Source organism: Corynebacterium sp. HFH0082 (assembly GCF_000411235.1).
Lineage (GTDB): Bacteria > Actinomycetota > Actinomycetes > Mycobacteriales > Mycobacteriaceae > Corynebacterium > Corynebacterium jeikeium_D.
Genome location: NZ_KE150404.1, coordinates 1,035,063 through 1,053,716, shown reverse-complemented (window position 1 = coordinate 1,053,716; position 18,654 = coordinate 1,035,063). Strand labels below are relative to the sequence as shown.

The window sequence follows — 18,654 nt, the reverse complement described above, 5'->3', positions numbered from 1 at the left end:
GGCCAAGTATAGCGACCTAAGAACAACCTGAATAATGGTGCTGCGCTGCGGTTATAACAAAATAATATGCAAGATAAATGTTGCGTAAATATAGCTCCAGGTACAGGTAGTGAACGTGAAAAACCGCCGCAGATTACAGCGGGATATCACCTATCCCCCACTAAGGTGGAGCGAAGCGAGGGGGGGGTAGCGGGGCCGTCGTCAAGCATGCCGTGACGCCCCCATTGCTTCACGACGGCCCCCGGCGCGCGCTTAATCAACCAGCGCAGGGTTGACCCAACGGAGCCATTCGTCGATGCCCGCCCCGGTCTTAGCGGAGACCTCAATCACCTTCACGCCTGGATTGACCTTTTCCAGGTTGGCGCGGAAGAGCTCCATGTCGAAGTCAAGGTACGGGGCAAGGTCCATCTTGTTGATAACCACTACCTGCACAGAGCGGAACATCACCGGGTACTTGACCGGCTTATCCTCCCCCTCGGTGATGGAGTAGACCATTGCCTTACGAGTCTCACCGACCTCAAACTCAGCCGGACAGACAAGGTTTCCCACATTTTCAATCATGACCAGGTCAAGCGTGGCCAAATCCAGCCCCTCGAGCGCGCGGGAGACCATCGGGGCGTCCAAGTGGCATTCACCACCGAATCCGTTGCCCGTGTTCAGCAGCGAAATCTGTGCCCCGTAGCCCTCCAAGCGGTCGGCATCGAGAGCCGTCTCAATATCGCCCTCGATAATGCCGACGCGCAGCTTTCCCTGCGCAGCCGCCAGTGTCTTCTCCAACAGCGCAGTCTTGCCTGACCCCGGGGAGCTCATCAGGTTGATGGCTTCCACGCCATGTTCAGCAAGCAGCTCGCGATTGTGCTCCGCGCGATGGTCGTTTTCGCTGAAGATGTCCTCGAGGATGGTCACGCGTTCCACGCCGGTTTCATAACCTGAGTGGTCGCCGTGGCTAGTGTCATCGGGATCGGCGAGATGAACGTGGTCATGGCCGTGATGGTGGTCATGGTCGTGGTCATGATGATGGTGGTGATGGTGGTGTGCGTCATCGCCGTCATGCCGGTGGAAACGTCCCATGATAAAACCGTCTTTCCTACTTGTGCGTGTCGACGTCGATGTCGACGATTGTGAACTCTTCCCCCGAGATTACGCGTCCTGGCTTTCCACACGTGGGGCACAGCAGGCCGTCGAGTGGCCCCACCTGTTCGCGATGCCCGTGCGCGCATTCGACAACCGCAGGTACCCAGTCAATATCCAATTTCGCGTCCCCCAAACCGGTATCGCGACTGACGAAATCCCACGCGTATGAAAGGGTTTCTGGCACAACCTGCCGTAGAGCGCCTATCCGCAGGTGCACAGTGCGTACAGTTCGACCTTCGGCTGCTCTCGTGACAACCTTCGCTAACTGCATGCTCAACGCTACTTCGTGCACAATCTCCAAACTAGCAGTGCGAACGGACCCGAGCCGCTTACGTAAAGTTGAATGCATGGAAAAGGCAGGCGCGACCGGGGCGGGGATGGGTACGAGTATTCAACGCATTCGCTGGCGTATCGAAGGTATCGTCCAGGGGGTCGGATTCCGCCCTTTTGTCGCCACCATCGCCCGGCGCGCGGGTCTCGTCGGCTTCTGTGGCAACGATGAGCAGGGCGTATTCATCGAGGTAGAAGGCCCACCGGACGCCCTCGCTGCCTTACGCAGCCAGCTTTTCACCGAACTGCCGGCGCTTGCCCGCATCATCAATCACTCCGCCGAGCACATCGCGACACTGGGCCATGAGCGCGAGTTCACCATCGTGCCCTCTCGCCACAGCTACTCCGGCCGCGCACTGCTTCCGCCCGACACTGCACTGTGCCCGGACTGCCGCCGTGAGTTTTTCGACCCTACCAACCCGCGCTACCTCTACCCTTTCATCTCCTGCACCAACTGCGGACCGCGCCTGTCCATCATCACTGAACTGCCCTACGACCGCCCGCGCACCACTATGGCGGCCTTTCCGATGTGCACCCCGTGCGAGCGCGAGTACACCGACCCCACCGACCGCCGCTATCACGCTCAGCCAATCAGCTGCTTCGACTGTGGCCCGCGTCTGAGCTGGCACGATGCAGGCGGCACCGCCACCGCCACCTCCCGCGAGGAGGTTCTCGCGCTCTTTCGTCGCGCACACGCACTGCTTGACGACGGCGCCCTGCTCGCCGTCAAAGGTATTGGTGGTTTTCACCTGGTCTGCGATGCCACCAATGACGCTGCCTGCGAGAAACTACGGATGCGCAAACGTCGACCCGACAAACCGTTAGCGGTAATGGCCCCCACTGTTGACACCGCTGCCCAACTGGTTGAGTTAACTGAGCAGGAGAAGCGTTTCCTCGACTCCCCTGAGGCACCGATTGTGATTGCACCGAAGCAGCGGTCGGGGCCGCTTTCCAATCTCATCGCACCGGGCCTCGACAGCTTCGGGATTATGCTTCCGTACTCAGGCATTCACCTGCTGCTTTGCGATCGCCCGCTCGTGGTCACCAGCGGCAACCTCAGTGGCGAGCCCGTCTGTACCGACAATGCCGACGCGCTGAAGAAGCTCGGTCACATCGCCGACGCTTTCATCCTCCACGACCGCGAAATCCACGTACCCGTTGAAGATTCGGTTTTCATCGGCACCGCCCCATCGCGCCGGTCCCGCGGCTTCGCTCCCGTCCCCGTTTCAATCACGCCCACCGATTCTCGTAGCCACACTGGCCCTGGCCCTGGCACCAGCGCCCGGAGCACGTCCCAACCCACCATTTTCGCGACCGGCGGAGAGCTGAAGAACACTTTCGCTATCGCGCATGGGGACCTCGCTCACGTCTCCGCGCACATTGGCGACATGGGTTCGTGGGCCAGTCAGAAGGCCTTCCAGAGAGCAGTTGACCAGCTGCTTTCCATGCGTGACGCGACCCCGGAGCTTGTCGTCTGCGATCTGCATCCGGACTACGCCACTACCGCCTTCGCCGAACGCTTCGCCGCCGAGCACGACATCGAGCTGCTCGCGGTTCAACACCACTTCGCCCACGCGCTTTCCCTACTCGCCGAGCACCGTCTCCTTTCCCTGAACGCGGGCCGTGCCGTCGTCGCCACCCTCGACGGCACCGGCTACGGCACTGATGGCACCATCTGGGGCGGCGAGATCCTCACGCTCAGTCGCAGTTCCGCAAACTGGGAACGCACCTGGCACTGCCCCTCTTTCCCGTTGGTCGGCGGCGATCGTGCCGTCACACACCCGTGGAGGCTCGCCCTCGGTCTCACTCACGCATGGGAGCTTGACGACGACCACCTCCTGCGCAATCTCTCCAACGAGCGCGAAGTAGCCCTGGTTAAAAGCCAGTTGGCGACGGGAGTTGGCACAGTGCAAACTTCATCTCTCGGCCGCATATTCGATGCCGCCGCAGCACTGCTGCTTCCTCGCTGGCGCGGTGGCGGAGCCATCAGCTACGAGGCGCAAGCGGCCATGGAGTTGGAGGCAGCGGCGACTCGCTACGTGAGGTCACATGCGGAAGCGCTTGAAGCGGTCAGTTCAGAGACCAAGCCAGTGCCCTTCCAGGACGCCATTCGGGAGGCGGTAGCATCGCCTGACGCTGAGCAGGCCGCATTTGTGTTTCACGGTGGGGTCGCGGGTGTCGTCGGCAAGCGATTGGTGCAGGCTGCGGAGGAAGCCGGCACCGATGTTGTCGGCGTCAGCGGGGGTTGCGCGAATAATGCGCTGTTGATGGAGCTGCTGCGGCGCGAAGTTGCAGCTGAGGGCATTACTCTGTTGCAGCATCAAATTGTGCCGCCGGGCGATGGCGGATTGAGTCTTGGTCAGGCGGTGGCCGGCCGCCTGCTGGCGGCAACGGGCATGGATGTCTAGCAGATGCGCGGCAGCGGGTCGCCGACCAACATGTCCACCATGCGGGTGCCACCGAATCCGGTGACCAGTACCACGGAAGCGGCGGGCTCGTCCTCGATGGAGCCGATATCACAAGCCTCGGAAGCCCCGGCTGCGTGGAGTGCACTGAGCGCTGCCTCGGATTGCTCGGCGGGGACAACGGCGACGAAGGTACCTTCATTGGCGACGTAGAGCGGATCGATGCCAAGCATGTCACAGGCGCCACGGGTCATTTCACGGACTGCAATGGAATCGTCGTCAAGCACGACACCAAGACCGGTGCCACGGGCGAGCTCGTTGGCGACCGTGCCGAGGCCGCCACGGGTGGCATCGCGCATCCAGCGAGTGCCGGGGGCAGCTTCAAGTAGTGCCTCGACCAGGCCGTTGACGGCACGGGTATCGGACTCGATAGGCGCGGCCAGAGCCAAGTCGCCGCGGGCGAGCATGACGGCCATGCCGTGATCGGCGATTGGACCGGAGACGAGGATGCGGTCTCCGGCCTCGATGTTTGCGTAGACAGATCCTTCCGTAGCGGCACCGGCGTAGTCGCCGCGGACCACGCCCACCCCGGCCGTGGTGATGTAGACCTGGTCACCTGCGCCCTTCGGCACAACCTTGGTGTCGCCGGCGACGATGCTCACCCCTGCGGCATCGGCAGCGACGCGCATACTCGCCACAATGCGGCGCAGAGTCGCAATCTCCAGCCCCTCTTCCAGAATGAACGATGTGGTCAGCGCCAGGGGCCTGGCTCCAGCTACCGCTAGATCGTTAATCGTGCCGTTGACGGCCAAATCCCCGATGTTGCCGCCCGGGAACTCGATGGGATTGACCACATAGGAGTCGGTGGACATTGCCAACCGCGCCCCACCATGTGCAGAAGCTGCCGCAGCCTCGACGACGGCATCGGCAGCGAACAGCCCGGAGTCGCCACCCTGCCCTAAAATTTCATTGCCATAGGCGTCGAAAAAGACCTGTTCAACCAGAGCTGCGGAGGCCTTTCCACCGGAGCCGTGTTGCAAGGTGACGTAATCGTCGAGAAGCCTGAACGGACGTGCCCGAACGCGACCAATATTGGTGTTTACCTTGGCTTCGTTGGTGTTCAGACGATTCTTCGGCTGCATGCTCACTATCCCTAACTTCACAGCTGCTGGCGGACAAAACTGCTTGCGTCACTCGTCCTTCGAAAACGAGGCTCGCTGCTCCTGATGGTAGTCTCGATAAGTATTGCAAACGAGGAGAAGCGTATGTGTCTTGGTGTCCCCGCCGTCATCACGGAAGTCCACGATGCTGCCCGTGCAACAGTGGAAATTGGTGGCGTCGCACGCATGATTTCCACCGATTTACTTATTGACGAGAGCCTCACCGCCGGTGATTGGGTTCTCGTACATGTCGGTTTCGCCATGAGCAAGATCGACGAGGAAGAGGCCAGGCTCTCGCTCCAGCAAATCAAACAGCTAGGTGGCGACGCTTACGAGGATGAGCTGGAATCCTTCTCATCGTCACAGATCAACTAAGGGGGCTGGACGGCACCATGAAATACGTTGACGAATTCCGCGATCCCGCCGCTGCGAAGAAGCTGCTCGCACGCATCGAACGCGAGGCCACCAAGCTGGAAAAGCCCATCGCACTGATGGAAGTCTGTGGCGGGCACACGCACACCATTTACCGCTACGGCTTGGAAAACCTCCTACCCGAGAACATCGAGCTGATTCACGGACCCGGCTGCCCCGTCTGTGTCATCCCCATGGGGCGCGTCGACGATGCCATCTGGCTGGCACAGCAGGAAGACGTCATTTTCACGACCTTCGGCGACATGATGCGCGTGCCGGGGTCCGAAACGTCGCTGATGCAGGCACGTGCGCGCGGCGCCGATGTACGCTTTGTCTACTCGCCTCTCGACGCGCTGAAAATTGCCACCGACAACCCCGATAAGCAGGTCGTTTTCTTCGCCGTCGGGTTCGAGACCACCGCCCCGTCGACTGCCGTGACCGTTGAGGCCGCACGCCGGCAGGGCGTGGAAAACTTCTCCGTGTTTTCCAACCACGTACTTATCGAGCCGCCGCTGCGCGCCATCGTCAACGGCGGCGAAACCAAGGTTGATGGGTTTATCGGCCCAGGTCACGTGGCTACAACCACCGGCACGGACGCCTTTGAGTTCCTGCCGCGCGAGTTTAATCTGCCAGTGGCGGTCACCGGTTTTGAGCCATTGGATGTGCTCCAGGCCGTCGTCATGCTGCTGGATCAATTCGTCAGCGGCGACGTTGCTGCCGGTAAGTCGCGGGTGGACAACCAGTACGCGCGCGTCGTTCGCTCCTCCGGCAACACCACCGCGCAGAAACTTATGGACCGCGTCTTTTCTCTCCGCGACACCTTCGAGTGGCGTGGCCTCGGCTGGATTGAAAACTCCGGCCTCGGCATCTCTGAGGAATACGCGGCATTCGACGCCGAGCGTCGTTTCCAGGTGCCGGGGCGCCGTATCCCAGATCCCGTGACCTGCGAATGCGGTTCTGTGCTCACCGGCCACATCAAGCCCTGGCAGTGCGCGGTCTTCGGCACTGCCTGCACCCCGGCGACCCCCATCGGCACCTGCATGGTCTCCCCCGAAGGCGCTTGTGCGGCGTACTACAACTTCGGCCGCATCGATCGGAAGGTCACCGAGAACCTGGCGAAATCTCGCCGCTAGTTACTCCGTAATTCCCGCTCGCGCGAGCGCTGCCACGGCTTGCTTTACGACGGGCGCGTCAATCATTTCACCATCGAGCTGGAAGGCGCCGGTATGCGTTCCAGCGTGCTTGACAATCTCCCGGGCGCGGGCCAGCGTTGCGTCCGACGGCTTGTATGCCTTACGCACCGGTGGCACCATCGCCGGGTGAATACAGGCAGTAGCCAGGAATCCGCACCCCACTGCGTCGAGTGCCTCGAGATACTGGCCACGCTCATCCCGGAAATCAGCGTGAATGGCATCAATGGCGGCAATGCCCGCTGCAGCTGCATGGACCTGAACAAGTGCTCGCGCCAGACGCTGCGGGTCTCGGTAGTGGCGACGTGGGTTTTCATCCACACTCTGCCGCGAGGACACCCCGCCGAGTTCGGCGGTCAGGTCTTCGGCACCCCAGAACAGACCCACAACGTCCGGGTGCGTGGCAATCTGCTGGATATTAATCATGGCCTGCGGGGTTTCAATCATCGCGATGATCTTCAACCCCTCGAGCTCTGCGGGGATGGAGTCTCGAATCTTGGGCACCATGACGATGTCGTAATCACATGCACGGGCAAAGGCGACATCCTCCGCGAAGGTCGGAGTCCCGGGACCGGTGATCCGAAGAATAGTCGTCTCCGGGTCGAGCGGATTGTTGATGATGTTCGCACGTGCCTGCTCGTGATTGTCAACGGCAGCGCCGTCTTCCAGGTCAATGATGACCATGTCCGATCGTTCAGCAGCTTTCTGGAAACGTTCCGGACGGTCAGCCGGGGCGAAGAGTAGCGCCGGGCCAGAGGGAAGCCAAGGGAAGGTCTGTTCACCATCGAGGGAGCTAAAGCCTGTCATAGCTCCTAACCTAATTGAAAACTCGAATCACCTTCGCGCAGGGGCTCCCCCAGGAGACAACAAAACCCGCGTTGTGGCATCCATAGAGTGGAAACCACAACGCGGGCTTGCTGAGTTTTTCAGCCTTTCGCGATTAGTCGCGGTACAGCAGCAGCGCATCGCCCTGACCGCCGCCACCGCACAGGGACACACCAGCGCGACCCGAACCGCGACGGTTCAGCTCCATCGCAGCGGTCAGAGTCAGGCGGGCACCAGAGCAGCCAATCGGATGGCCGAGGGCAATCGCGCCACCGTGGATGTTGGTCTTCTCCAGCGGGTAGTCCAGCTCACGCAGGGACTTGACGGCCACCGCACCAAATGCCTCGTTGATCTCGATGAAGTCGAGCTCCTGCGCGTCCCACTCAGCGCGACGCAGGGCATCCTTCAAAGAGTCCGCAGGCTGAGCGTGCAGGGAGTTATCCGGACCTGCGGTCTGGCCAGCCTTGCCCACAACTGCGAGGTAGTCCAGTCCGTGCTTTTCTGCGTAAGCACGCGATGCCAGCACAACTGCTGCGGCACCGTCGGAAATCGGCGAGGAGTTACCGGCAGTGATGGTGCCGTTTTCCTTCAGGAAGACCGGGCGCAGCTTAGCCAGGGTCTCCACCGTGGTCTCCGGGCGAATGCCCTGGTCGGTGTCGACAACTACCGGGTCACCCTTGCGCTGCGGAATCTCGATTGGAGCGATTTCCTGCGCGAAAATACCGTCTTCCTGCGCCTTAGCCGCACGCTGGTGAGAAGCGGCCGCAACCTCGTCCTGCTGCTCGCGGCTAATGCCGAGGTCGCTGTTCGGACCGTCGGTAAGCGTACCCATGGACACACCATCGAAGGAGTCGACCAGACCGTCGCGCTCCAAGGTGTCCTCCAGCTTCAGCGCACCGAAGGACTTGCCCTGACGAACACCGCGTGCAACGTGCGGAGCGTGCGTCATGGACTCCTGACCACCTGCAACAACGACGTCTGCATCACCGAGACGAATCAAGCGAGCGGCGTGAATGACAGCGTTTAGGCCCGAGAGGCAGACCTTGTTAACGATCTCAGCAGTCGTATTCCATGGCAGACCCGCCTTAATGGCGACCTGTCGAGCCGGGTTCTGGCCAGCACCTGCGAGAATCACCTGGCCCAGAACGACGTGCTGAACCTCTTCCGGGGCAACGCCGGAACGCTGGACAGCGTGCTTGACAGCATGAGCGCCAAGTTCGACGGAAGTAAGCGGTGCCAGCTGACCGAGCAGCTTGCCCTGCGGGGTGCGGGCACCAGCGAGGATAACGACATCATTCGGGCTGGGAGCTGGAAGGTTACTCATGGATGGATTCTCCTAAGTCAAAACTGATGAGTGTGGACTGACCATGATTGCTGCGTATTTAATTCTCGAGGTCAACCACGTATGCGGCTTCGGTGTTGGCCTCGATATCTGCCAGCGTCACCCCAGGTGCCAGCCTGCGTAGCACCAGGTGATCATCAGCGACATCGAAGCTTCCCAGGTTGCTAATAATCCTTTTCACTACTTTTGCACCTGTGAGGGGCAGTTCGCAGGCTTTTACCAATTTTGGTTTGCCATCTTTGGAAACATGATCGGTCAAAACCACCACTCGAGGGGTACCGGCGACCAAGTCCATCGCACCGCCCATGCCCTTGACCATCTTTCCCGGAATCATCCAATTGGCCAGGTCACCGCACTGGCTCACCTCCATCGCACCCAACACGGCCATTTTCACGGCACCGCCGCGAATCATGCCGAAACTGGTGGCGGAGTCGAAGATTGCCGCGCCCGGCACCAATGTCACGGTCTGCTTCCCCGCATTGATGAGGTCAGCATCCTCTTCGCCTTCATATGGGAAGGCACCCATTCCCAGAATTCCGTTTTCACTCTGCAGCAGAACGCGCACGCCTTCGGGAATATGGTTTGCCACCAGTGTCGGAATGCCGATACCCAGATTCACATAGTCGCCATCGCGCAGCTCTTCAGCGGCCTGCTGTGCCATCTCGTCACGGCTCCAGCCCTTGTCCATAATTGTCTTCGCAGGTGCCATTTAAATCTCCTCCCCTGCTGCCGCGTCACCGGCATCGTGGCTGGAATCGGTATTGCGTGGCCGAGTTGTGCGCTTTTCAATGAGCTTCTCGCGTCCGTCACCGCGAACGATGTGCTGGATATACACACCCGGAGTCATCACCAGATCCGGGTCGATCTCGCCGCGGCCAAGCAAGTACTCCACCTCTGCAACGGTCACCTTGCCGGATGCTGCGCACAGCGGGTTGAAGTTCTGCGCGGTCCGGCGATAGACAAGGTTGCCGTCAATATCGCCGTGGTAGGCGTGCACCAGGCCGATGTCGGCAACGATGCCACGCTCCTGCACGTAGGTCTGTCCGTCGAAGTCGGCGTGGGGCTTGCCCTCTGCAACGAGCGTGCCGACGCCGGTTGCGGTGTAGAACGCGGGAATACCTGCGCCACCTGCGCGAAGACGCTCTGCCAGAGTGCCCTGTGGGGTGAACTCCACCTCGATTTCTCCTTCGAGGTACTGGCGAGCAAACTCCTTGTTCTCGCCGACGTAGGAGGCCACTACCTTTGCCACCTGCTTGTTCTCCAGCAGAATGCCGAGCCCAGTACCGTCAATGCCCATGTTGTTGGACACGATGGTGAGGTCTTTTGCCCCGGAGTCGCGCACGCCCTCGATGAGGGTATATGGCACACCGCAAAGGCCGAAACCGCCGACTGCCAGGGTCATTCCATCAGTGACGAGGCCTGCGACAAGCTCGCGACCGGTCTGATCAGTTGTTTTTGACATTGTTCTACACCCAGCCCAGGATTCGCGGAGCCATCTCACGCATCTCAACCTTGCGAACCTTGCCCGACGCGGTCATCGGAAACTCCTCGACGACGTGGACGTAGCGCGGAATCTTGTGACGCGACAGCTTGCCGTGGGCAAAGGCCGCCACGTCCTCAGCGGTGAGGTCTTCCACATCGTCGTGCAGAATTACCCATGCCATGATTTCTTCGCCATACTTGTCATCCGGCACGCCGATGACCTGTGCATCGACAACAGCCGGGTGAGTGAACAGGAACTCTTCAATCTCGCGCGGGTAGATGTTCTCACCACCGCGGATGAGCATGTCCTTGATACGTCCGGTGATGGACAGGTAGCCCTCGTCGTCAAGCACACCCAAGTCGCCGGTGTGCATCCAGCCGTCGGCGTCGATGGCCTCGGCAGTCTTTTCCGGGTGCTCCCAGTACTCCTTCATCACGGAGTATCCACGGACGACGACCTCGCCCTGTTCACCTCGTGGTAGGGTCTCGCCGGTTTCTTCACAGATGATGCGGGCTTCCAGGTGCGGCATGATCTGCCCGACGGTGTTGACGCGCTTTTCCAGCGGGGAATCCGCGCGGGTCTGGAAGGACACCGGCGAAGTCTCGGTCATGCCGTAACAGATGGCAATCTCACGCATATTGAGCTTGTCCATCACATCACGCATGGTCTTCGACGGGCACGAGGTACCTGCCATCACACCTGTGCGCAGCAGCGACAGGTCGTAAGGGGAGCCGTATTCCTCCTGGTCGTGGGCTTCTTCAAGCTCATTGATGAACATCGTCGGCACGCCGTAGAGGCTGGTGGCCTTAGCCGAGTGCACAGCCTTGAGCGTTTCACGCGCCTTAAACGACGGAGCCGGAATGACAATAGCGGCACCGTGGGTGAAGGCAGCGAAGGTGCCAATCACCATGCCGAAGGTGTGGAAGAACGGCACCGGCACACAGATGCGGTCGGCCTCGGTGTAGCCCAACAGCTCACCGATGAAGTAACCATTGTTCAGCAGGTTGCGGTGCGTCAGCGTAGCGCCCTTGGGAAAGCCTGTCGTGCCCGAGGTGAACTGGATGTTGATCGGATCATCCGGCTTCAGCTGGGAGGTGTACTCGCTCAGGTCATCGATTTCGCTGTGCATGTGCTCGTACCACTCGGAGGAGCCGAAGTAGATGACCTTGTCCAGGCGCACACCGCGCTGCTTGGAGGCCTCGATCAGCATGGTTCGGTAATCGGAGTCCTTGTAGCGGCGGGCGGCAAACACCATACGCACACCTGCCTTTTCCAACACGTAGTTCAGTTCGTGCTGGCGGTAAGCCGGGTTGATGTTGACCAGCACCAGGCCGATGTGGTGGCAGGCGTACTGCACCACGGTCCACTCCCAGCGGTTGGTGGACCAAATGCCGATACGATCTCCTGGACGGTAGCCCTCACGGATGAAAGCGCTGGCCAGACGCAGAACTCGGTTGTAGAAACGCTCAAAGGTAAAGGAGACATCCGCGTAGACGTCAACGACGGCGTCGCGAGACGGGAATTTCTCCACAATCGCACGCAGGTTCTCACCGAGAGTCTCATCGCGAAGTGGAGCGGCACCTTGCTCGACACCGGCGCCGAACACGTGGCTCATCTTGTTGCCATCAGCATCGACAACATCCTTGCCGTATGGTGCCGGCACAGTGGTGAAGCCCTCCGGCAGCTTCGAAGGATCAGCAGTGCGCTGTTCTGCGTGGTTCTTCAATGTCGCGGTCATGGGGAGATCTCCTTGGTTTAAGTGACTCCGCATAGTGCGGAGTGTGAGAGGGAATTGTGTTCTTTAGGGGGGATAAATCAGTGGTAGTTACCGGCTGTGGGACTAACCGGTTACAGCGGCTCGCCGAGCAATGGCTTCTGCTTGACGGAAGAGCGGCGCATCCACCATCTGGCCGTCTAAACTGAAGGCACCGGTGTTCTTTTCCGCTTCCGCCAAGAGCCGACGCGCCCAGTCAATCTCCTCGTCGCTAGGGCGATAAGCCTGGCGGATTGTCGGGACCTGACCTGGGTGAATACAGACGGTGGCAGCGAATCCCAACGCAGCGGCATCGGCTGCCTCCGCAGCTAGCCCATCCGCGTCGGAGATATTTACGTAGATGGAATCCAGACTGGCCTTACCGTGCGCCGCTGCCGCCAGGTGAACGTGGCTGCGGGTATGTACCACCACACTGCGGTAGCTGCCCGCATAGATACGGCCCGGCGCGAGTGCAGCCTCTGCTTCGCTAAAGCGTGATGACGTTCCCGCCAAGCCCGCCACCAGGTCCTCTGCGCCCCAGAACAGCGCAACGACGCCATCGGCCTGCGCCAGCTCTTCGGCGCGCATGACCCCAAGCGGAGTTTCGATAAGGGCAATGACCTGGGTCTTCTCCCCCAGTGCCGCTACCAACTCATCCACTTGCTGCGCCGAGGAAGCCTTGGGCAGCATCACCTGGCGGAAAGCGGTGCCACGCAGCATGTCAATATCCGCTGCGTAGTCCTCAACCTCCGGTGGATTGACACGCACAATGGTGCGGGCCGGATCGAGGTCACAGGAGACGATAGCCTCGCGGGCAGCCTCACGGTTTTCTGCGCGACAGCCGTCCTCCAGATCCAGAATCACCATGTCGGCGCGGTCAGCAGCTTTGCCGAATCGCTCTGGCCGATCGGCCGGCGCAAACAGAATTGCAGGGCCCAGCGGCTGCCAGGAGTTATGCGTAGACATGAGCCACTCACTTCCCCGCTGAAGCTGCGTTCTCGGAGCCGTCGTCAAGCGAAGTCGGTGCGCATTGGACGAGCGTGGAACGGACTGCGCGGCAGACGACGGTGCCGTCCTGGTTGCGTCCGATGTGCTCGAGCTCGACGATGCCCTGGTTGGGGCGGGACTTGGACAGGCGCTTGTTACGGCAGACGGTCTCTGCGTACAGGGTGTCGCCGTGGAACATCGGTGCGGGAAACGCCACTTCGGTGAAGCCGAGGTTGGCGACGATGGTGCCGAGCGTCAGCTGCCCGACAGACAGCCCGACAACCGTCGACAGCGTCCACATCGAATTGACCAGGCGCTCGCCTCCGAATCCCGGCTGCTGGCTCGACCAGTGCGCATCCAGATGCAGTGGCTGGGTGTTCATGGTCAGCGTCGTGAAGAGGACGTCATCGGTTTCAGTGACGGTTCGCCCCGGACGGTGCAGGTAACGCGCGCCAACCTCGTACTCTTCGAACCACAGTCCGCGCTGCACGACGTCGCGGGTGACTTCGGTTGCGTTGTTGTCAGCCATTTTTACAGCCCCAATCCGCGCGCGATTAGCATGAGCTGCACTTCGGTGGTGCCCTCGCCGATCTCCAGGATCTTGGAGTCGCGGTAGTGGCGTGCCACGCGGTACTCGTTCATGAACCCGTAGCCGCCGAAAATCTGCGTCGCGTCGCGCGCGTTGTCCATCGCAGCCTCCGAGGCAATCATCTTGGCGATGTACGCTTCACGACGGAACTCTGCGCCCGCGGCCATCTTTGCGGCTGCGTCGTACCACGCCATCCGTGCGGCATGCGCACGCGCTTCCATACGGGCAATCTTGAAGGAAACAGCCTGGTACTCGCCGATTGCACGGCCCATGGAGTGACGTTCCTTGGCGTGGCGAACCGACTCATCAACACAACCCTGCGCAGCACCGGTGGCAAGCGCTGCGATTGCGACACGCCCCTCGGCCAAGATGGACAGGAAGTTAGCGAAGCCGCGACCACGGGTGCCCAGCAGGTTCTCCTGCGGGACGCGAACATCGGTGAAGGTCAGTGGGTGGGTGTCGGAGGCATTCCAACCGACCTTGTCGTAAGCCGGTTCCGCGACAAAGCCCTCCGTGCCACTCGGCACGATGATGGTAGAAATCTCCTTCTTGCCATCTTCCTTCTGGCCGGTGACTGCGGTGACAGTAACCAGCGAAGTAATATCCGTGCCGGAGTTGGTGATGAACTGCTTGGCGCCGTTGATGACGAAATCATCGCCGTCTTCACGGGCTGTGGTGCGGGTGGCGCCGGCGTCGGAACCTGCATCCGGCTCGGTGAGACCAAAGCCAGCGAGCTTCTTACCAGCAGTCAGCTCGGGCAGATAGGTCTCCTTCTGCTTGTCATTGCCGAAGTGGAAGATTGGCATGGCGCCCAAACCAACACCAGCTTCCAGGGTGATAGCGACCGACTGATCGACCTTAGCTAGCTCCTCCAGAGCGATACCGAAGGACAGGTAGTCGCCGCCCATGCCACCGACTTCCTCGGGGAATGGCAGACCGAACAGGCCCATTTCGCCCATCTGCGAGACAATCTCGTACGGGAAAGTGTGGTTGCGGTCGTGCTCGGCGGAAACCGGGCCGACAACTTCGTTGGCAAATTCGCGAACTACTTTCTGCAGCTCCACGTATTCGTCGTCGAGGATGGCGGTTGCAATCTTGGCGCTTTCGGACATGATGAGTGCTCCTTATAAGATTTTGTAGGTGTGGGACTTGATTGGCGTTAGACCTGGTTGGTGCGTTTCGTGTGGGTTTTTATTCCTCGGCTTCGGCCACAGTGATGACCGCCAGCTGCTGGTCACCGGTGACCTGATCGCCCGGCGCGACGGTGAAGCTGACCTCACCCGCAATTTCAGCGGTGAGAGTGTGCTCCATCTTCATGGCCTCCATGACCAACAGAGCATCACCAACTTCGACGCGGGTTCCCTCCTCCACCGCCAACGCGATAATCGCGCCGGGCATCGGAGCTTGGATGACTCCCGAGCCTCCGGCATCGGCTTCGGCTCCGGTGGCGACTACCTCGGTGCGAGGCAGCACCCACGTGCCGTGAGCGCCGGCGACGACGTATTCTTCATGGTTCGCAGCCCCCGCATTGTCGATGGTCTCGACCAGGAAGTGCTGTGCGACACCGTCGCGGACGATGCGCAGGTGCTCCCCGTCGCGGTAGACCGAAACCTTGTAGTTTCGCGGTTCTGGAACGTCGATCTCTTCGTTCTCCGCCTCGGCGGACAGGCCCGCGACCACATCACCGACGATGACGTCGGCGCTCGACGGCGTGCCCACAATCGAGATCAGACGCGAGTCCTCCCCCGTTCCGAAGCGGATGCGCTGCGCGGCAGGGGTACTGGCGCGCCAGCCGTCCGGGGTCAGCCACGGCGAGTCGGTGGCCTCTTCAAAGCGAGAAGTCAGCCAGTCCATCGCAGCGGCGAGGTAGACATCGTCCGGTGTTTCGGAGGTGGCGAAGCCTTCCGCCACACGGTCGAGCAGACCGGTATCAAGATCGCCGACGCGAACCTCGGGGACGTTCAGCAGGTAGCGACAAAAGTCGATATTGACACCGACACCTGCGACAACGGTGTCTCCGAGCGCCCGGTCCAGCCGCTCGAGCGCCTGCTCACGGTTTTCCCCATGGGAGATGATCTTCATCAACATCGGGTCATAGAGGGATGAGACCTCGGAACCGTCGACAATGCCGGAATCCACCCGGATTCCCGCCCCGCTCGGCTCGACGACACGTGTGACCGTGCCACCGGTGGGCAGGAATCCCGCCGCTGGGTCTTCGGCATACACGCGAGCTTCAATCGAGTGACCGGTGAGAGTTACATCTTCCTGAGCAACCGGCAGTGGTCGTCCCGAGGCAATGTCAACCTGCAACGCCACCAAATCCAGGCCGGTGACCTGCTCAGTTACTGGATGCTCGACCTGCAGGCGCGTGTTCATCTCCATGAAGAAGAACGACGACGGGTCCTTCGCCGGCACAATAAACTCCACCGTGCCCGCGCCGACGTAGCCAACCGAGCGGGCCGCGTCACAGGCCGCTTCACCAATTGCACTGCGCGTTTCCTCATCCAGCAGCGGGCTCGGCGCTTCCTCGATGACCTTCTGATGGCGTCGCTGCAGCGAGCACTCGCGCTCGCCTAGGTGGATCACATTGCCGTGCTTATCTGCGAGGATCTGCACCTCGATGTGTCGCGGGGTGTCGACGAAGTGCTCGATGAACAGGGAGTCATCGCCGAAGGCACCCGCCGCTTCACGACGAGCCGTTGCGAGCGCTGCCGGCAGGTCAGCAGCGTTTTCCACGCGGTGCATACCCTTACCGCCACCGCCTGCCGATGGCTTAATCAGGACTGGGAAGCCAATCGATGGGGCTGCCTCAATGAGGTCCTCGTCGCTAAGCCCTGGGCGAGATAGACCCGGCACGGTGGGAACATAGCGGGCTTCGACGGCAGCGCGGGCGGAGATTTTGTCACCCATGGTGTTGATGGCGCTGGCCGGTGGGCCGATGAATTCAATACCTGCTTCCTCACAGGCGGTCGCGAAGTCAGCGTTTTCAGACAGAAAGCCGTAACCGGGGTGGATTCCGTCTGCGTCGCAGCGGCGAGCGGCATCGATAATCTTGTCGATGACCAGGTAGGACTCGCGTGCCGGAGATGGGCCAATGTGGATGGCCATATCCGCCATGCGTACGTGAGGGGCGTCGGCATCGGCATCCGAGTAGACCGCGACGGAGCGAATTCCGTTGTCACGAAGGGTTCGGATAATGCGGCAGGCAATCTCCCCACGGTTTGCGACCAATACGGTACTCAGGCTGCCGCCAGCTGCGTGGGGCTGCGTGTTGTGCGCTGTCATGTGCCCTGTGTTTCCTTTCAGAAAATGCGGTGTCGAGAGTTTTTAGCTGGTTACTACATGCGGAAGACGCCGAAGCCCTGTTCATCCATGGGCGCGCCACTTGCCACATCGAGGGCCATGCCAAGAATTCGGCGGGTATCTGCGGGGTCGATGACACCGTCATCCCACAGGCGAGCCGATGAGTAATAGCAGTGCGACTGACGCTCAAACTGCTCGCGAATCGGAGTTTCAAACTCCTCCTGCTCTTCCTGCGACCAGCTCTCACCTGAGCGTTCAATCTGGTTGCGACGAACCGTCGAAAGCGTCATCGCCGCCTGTGGACCGCCCATGACGGAAATGCGAGCATTCGGCCACATCCAAAGGAAGCGCGGCGAATATGCGCGACCGCACATGGAGTAGTTGCCGGCGCCGAAGGCGCCACCGATGACTACAGTGAACTTGGGCACGCGGGTGGTAGCCACGGCGTTGACCATCTTGGCGCCGTGCTTTGCAATACCGCCGGCCTCGTATTCGCGACCAACCATGAAGCCCGTGGTGTTCTGCAGGAATACCAGTGGGATGCCGCGCTGGTCACACAACTCGATGAAGTGCGCGCCCTTCTGCGCAGATTCCGCGAAGAGAATGCCGTTGTTGGCGATAATGCCGACGCGGTGACCGTGGATGCGGGCGAAAGCAGTGACCAAGGTCGTACCGAATTCGGCCTTGAACTCCTGGTACTGACCGCCATCCACAATAATTTCAATGACCTCGTGGACGTCGTAAGGCACTTTGGCATCGACGGGGACGACATCGTAAAGATCGGTCTGGTTGCGAGTCGGCGCGACGGTGGGTTCTGTGTCCCACGGAACTTCCGGGTCCTTGGGGAGCGTTGCGACGATATCGCGGACACGACGCAGTGCATCGGCATCGTTAACCGCAAGGTGGTCGGTAACTCCGGAGGTCTTGGAGTGCAGTTCGCCGCCACCGAGTTCCTCTGGTGTGACATCTTCACCAGTTGCAGCCTTAACCAGTGGTGGGCCTGCCAGGAAGATGGTGCCCTGGTTTTTCACAATGACTGCTTCATCGCTCATTGCCGGCACGTATGCGCCGCCGGCGGTACAGGATCCCATCACGGCGGCAATCTGCGGAATGCCGCGGGCAGAGAGGTTGGCCTGGTTGTAGAAAATGCGACCGAAGTGGTCGCGATCAGGGAAAACTTCATCCTGGTTGAGAAGCATGGCCCCACCGGAGTCGACCAGGTAAATGCACGGCAGGTGGTTAAGGCTGGCGATCTCCTGTGCGCGCAGATGCTTCTTGACAGTCAACGGGTAGTACGTACCACCAGAGACGGTTGCGTCATTAGCAACGACCAGGCAGCGACGACCTTCGATGATGCCAATGCCGGCGATGACGCCAGCAGCCGGAACCTTGCCGCCATACATTTCGTGGGCCGCTAGCGGTGCGACCTCAAGGAAAGGGCTGCCGGGGTCAAGCAGTTGGTTGATGCGCTGACGTGGCAGCAGCTTACCGCGGGAAATATGGCGAGCACGGGCACGTTCGGAACCACCGCGTGCTGTTGTGCTAAGCAGCTCTTTGAGCTCTGCGACGAGCTCTTCGTGGCGCTGTCGGTTGGTCAATGCTGGAGCGTGAGTCATGGGCGAAATACTTTCCGTTAATGACTATTAACTTTCTTGACGAAAAGATTAATGTGACCCCAGTCACCTCACAACAAATTTTGTTTCTTAGACCACACTTTCACCCCCGGAAGTCTTTTATGCAGC

General features: G+C 60.6%; 16 protein-coding genes. 3 read left to right on the top strand and 13 right to left on the bottom strand.

Features of this window, described 5'->3' with window-relative positions; genetic code table 11:
- Positions 1-252: 252 nt before the first annotated feature.
- Both hypB and HMPREF1206_RS04490 read right to left on the bottom strand, forming a co-directional pair.
- Positions 253-1,071, bottom strand: a complete 819-nt coding sequence (gene hypB, locus HMPREF1206_RS04495) for a hydrogenase nickel incorporation protein HypB (RefSeq protein ID WP_042388459.1) — start codon at positions 1,069-1,071, stop codon at positions 253-255.
- Between the two features lie 16 nt (positions 1,072-1,087).
- Complete coding sequence (locus HMPREF1206_RS04490; RefSeq protein ID WP_081636710.1) at positions 1,088-1,405, bottom strand: hydrogenase maturation nickel metallochaperone HypA; 318 nt, start codon at positions 1,403-1,405, stop codon at positions 1,088-1,090.
- A gap of 76 nt (positions 1,406-1,481) precedes the next feature.
- Between HMPREF1206_RS04490 and hypF the strand changes: the two genes are divergently transcribed.
- Complete coding sequence (hypF, locus tag HMPREF1206_RS04485) at positions 1,482-3,872, top strand: carbamoyltransferase HypF (RefSeq protein ID WP_042388453.1); 2,391 nt, start codon at positions 1,482-1,484, stop codon at positions 3,870-3,872.
- Here hypF and hypE read toward each other — a convergent pair.
- Entirely contained in the window at positions 3,869-5,011 is a 1,143-nt protein-coding gene (gene hypE / locus HMPREF1206_RS04480) for a hydrogenase expression/formation protein HypE (RefSeq protein WP_016422180.1), read from the bottom strand. The two genes, hypF and hypE, sit on opposite strands and share 4 nt — an antisense overlap.
- A 123-nt stretch (positions 5,012-5,134) precedes the next feature.
- Between hypE and HMPREF1206_RS04475 the strand changes: the two genes are divergently transcribed.
- Complete coding sequence (locus HMPREF1206_RS04475; RefSeq protein WP_016422179.1) at positions 5,135-5,404, top strand: HypC/HybG/HupF family hydrogenase formation chaperone; 270 nt, start codon at positions 5,135-5,137, stop codon at positions 5,402-5,404.
- 17 nt (positions 5,405-5,421) lie between these two features.
- Positions 5,422-6,573: a hydrogenase formation protein HypD gene (gene hypD / locus HMPREF1206_RS04470; RefSeq protein ID WP_016422178.1), complete on the top strand. Its 1,152-nt coding sequence runs from the start codon at positions 5,422-5,424 to the stop codon at positions 6,571-6,573.
- Here hypD and HMPREF1206_RS04465 read toward each other — a convergent pair whose 3' ends face one another.
- The 10 genes from HMPREF1206_RS04465 to HMPREF1206_RS04420 all read right to left on the bottom strand — a co-directional run bounded on the left by HMPREF1206_RS04465 (position 6,574) and on the right by HMPREF1206_RS04420 (position 18,528).
- Positions 6,574-7,437, bottom strand: coding sequence for a CoA ester lyase (locus tag HMPREF1206_RS04465; protein WP_016422177.1), 864 nt, complete (start codon positions 7,435-7,437; stop codon positions 6,574-6,576).
- 133 nt (positions 7,438-7,570) lie between these two features.
- Positions 7,571-8,779 (bottom strand): acetyl-CoA C-acetyltransferase, encoded by a 1,209-nt coding sequence (locus HMPREF1206_RS04460; RefSeq protein ID WP_016422176.1) that lies wholly within the window; start codon positions 8,777-8,779, stop codon positions 7,571-7,573.
- A 58-nt stretch (positions 8,780-8,837) separates the two neighbouring features.
- Positions 8,838-9,506 (bottom strand): CoA transferase subunit B, encoded by a 669-nt coding sequence (locus HMPREF1206_RS04455; protein ID WP_005509864.1) that lies wholly within the window; start codon positions 9,504-9,506, stop codon positions 8,838-8,840.
- A complete protein-coding gene (locus HMPREF1206_RS04450; protein ID WP_016422175.1) occupies positions 9,507-10,259 on the bottom strand; it encodes a CoA transferase subunit A in 753 nt (250 codons plus the stop codon). It abuts the gene before it with no gap.
- Between the two features lie 4 nt (positions 10,260-10,263).
- On the bottom strand, positions 10,264-12,018 hold the full coding sequence (locus tag HMPREF1206_RS04445; protein ID WP_016422174.1) for an AMP-binding protein: 1,755 nt from the start codon (positions 12,016-12,018) through the stop codon (positions 10,264-10,266).
- A 102-nt stretch (positions 12,019-12,120) separates the two neighbouring features.
- Positions 12,121-12,999, bottom strand: coding sequence for a CoA ester lyase (locus HMPREF1206_RS04440; RefSeq protein WP_016422173.1), 879 nt, complete (start codon positions 12,997-12,999; stop codon positions 12,121-12,123).
- A 7-nt stretch (positions 13,000-13,006) separates the two neighbouring features.
- A complete protein-coding gene (locus HMPREF1206_RS04435; RefSeq protein ID WP_016422172.1) occupies positions 13,007-13,549 on the bottom strand; it encodes a MaoC family dehydratase in 543 nt (180 codons plus the stop codon).
- A 2-nt stretch (positions 13,550-13,551) separates the two neighbouring features.
- Positions 13,552-14,721 (bottom strand): acyl-CoA dehydrogenase family protein, encoded by a 1,170-nt coding sequence (locus HMPREF1206_RS04430; protein ID WP_016422171.1) that lies wholly within the window; start codon positions 14,719-14,721, stop codon positions 13,552-13,554.
- A 79-nt stretch (positions 14,722-14,800) separates the two neighbouring features.
- A complete protein-coding gene (locus HMPREF1206_RS04425) occupies positions 14,801-16,894 on the bottom strand; it encodes an acetyl/propionyl/methylcrotonyl-CoA carboxylase subunit alpha (protein WP_016422170.1) in 2,094 nt (697 codons plus the stop codon).
- Between the two features lie 53 nt (positions 16,895-16,947).
- Positions 16,948-18,528: a carboxyl transferase domain-containing protein gene (locus tag HMPREF1206_RS04420; protein ID WP_016422169.1), complete on the bottom strand. Its 1,581-nt coding sequence runs from the start codon at positions 18,526-18,528 to the stop codon at positions 16,948-16,950.
- Positions 18,529-18,654 lie beyond the last annotated feature (126 nt).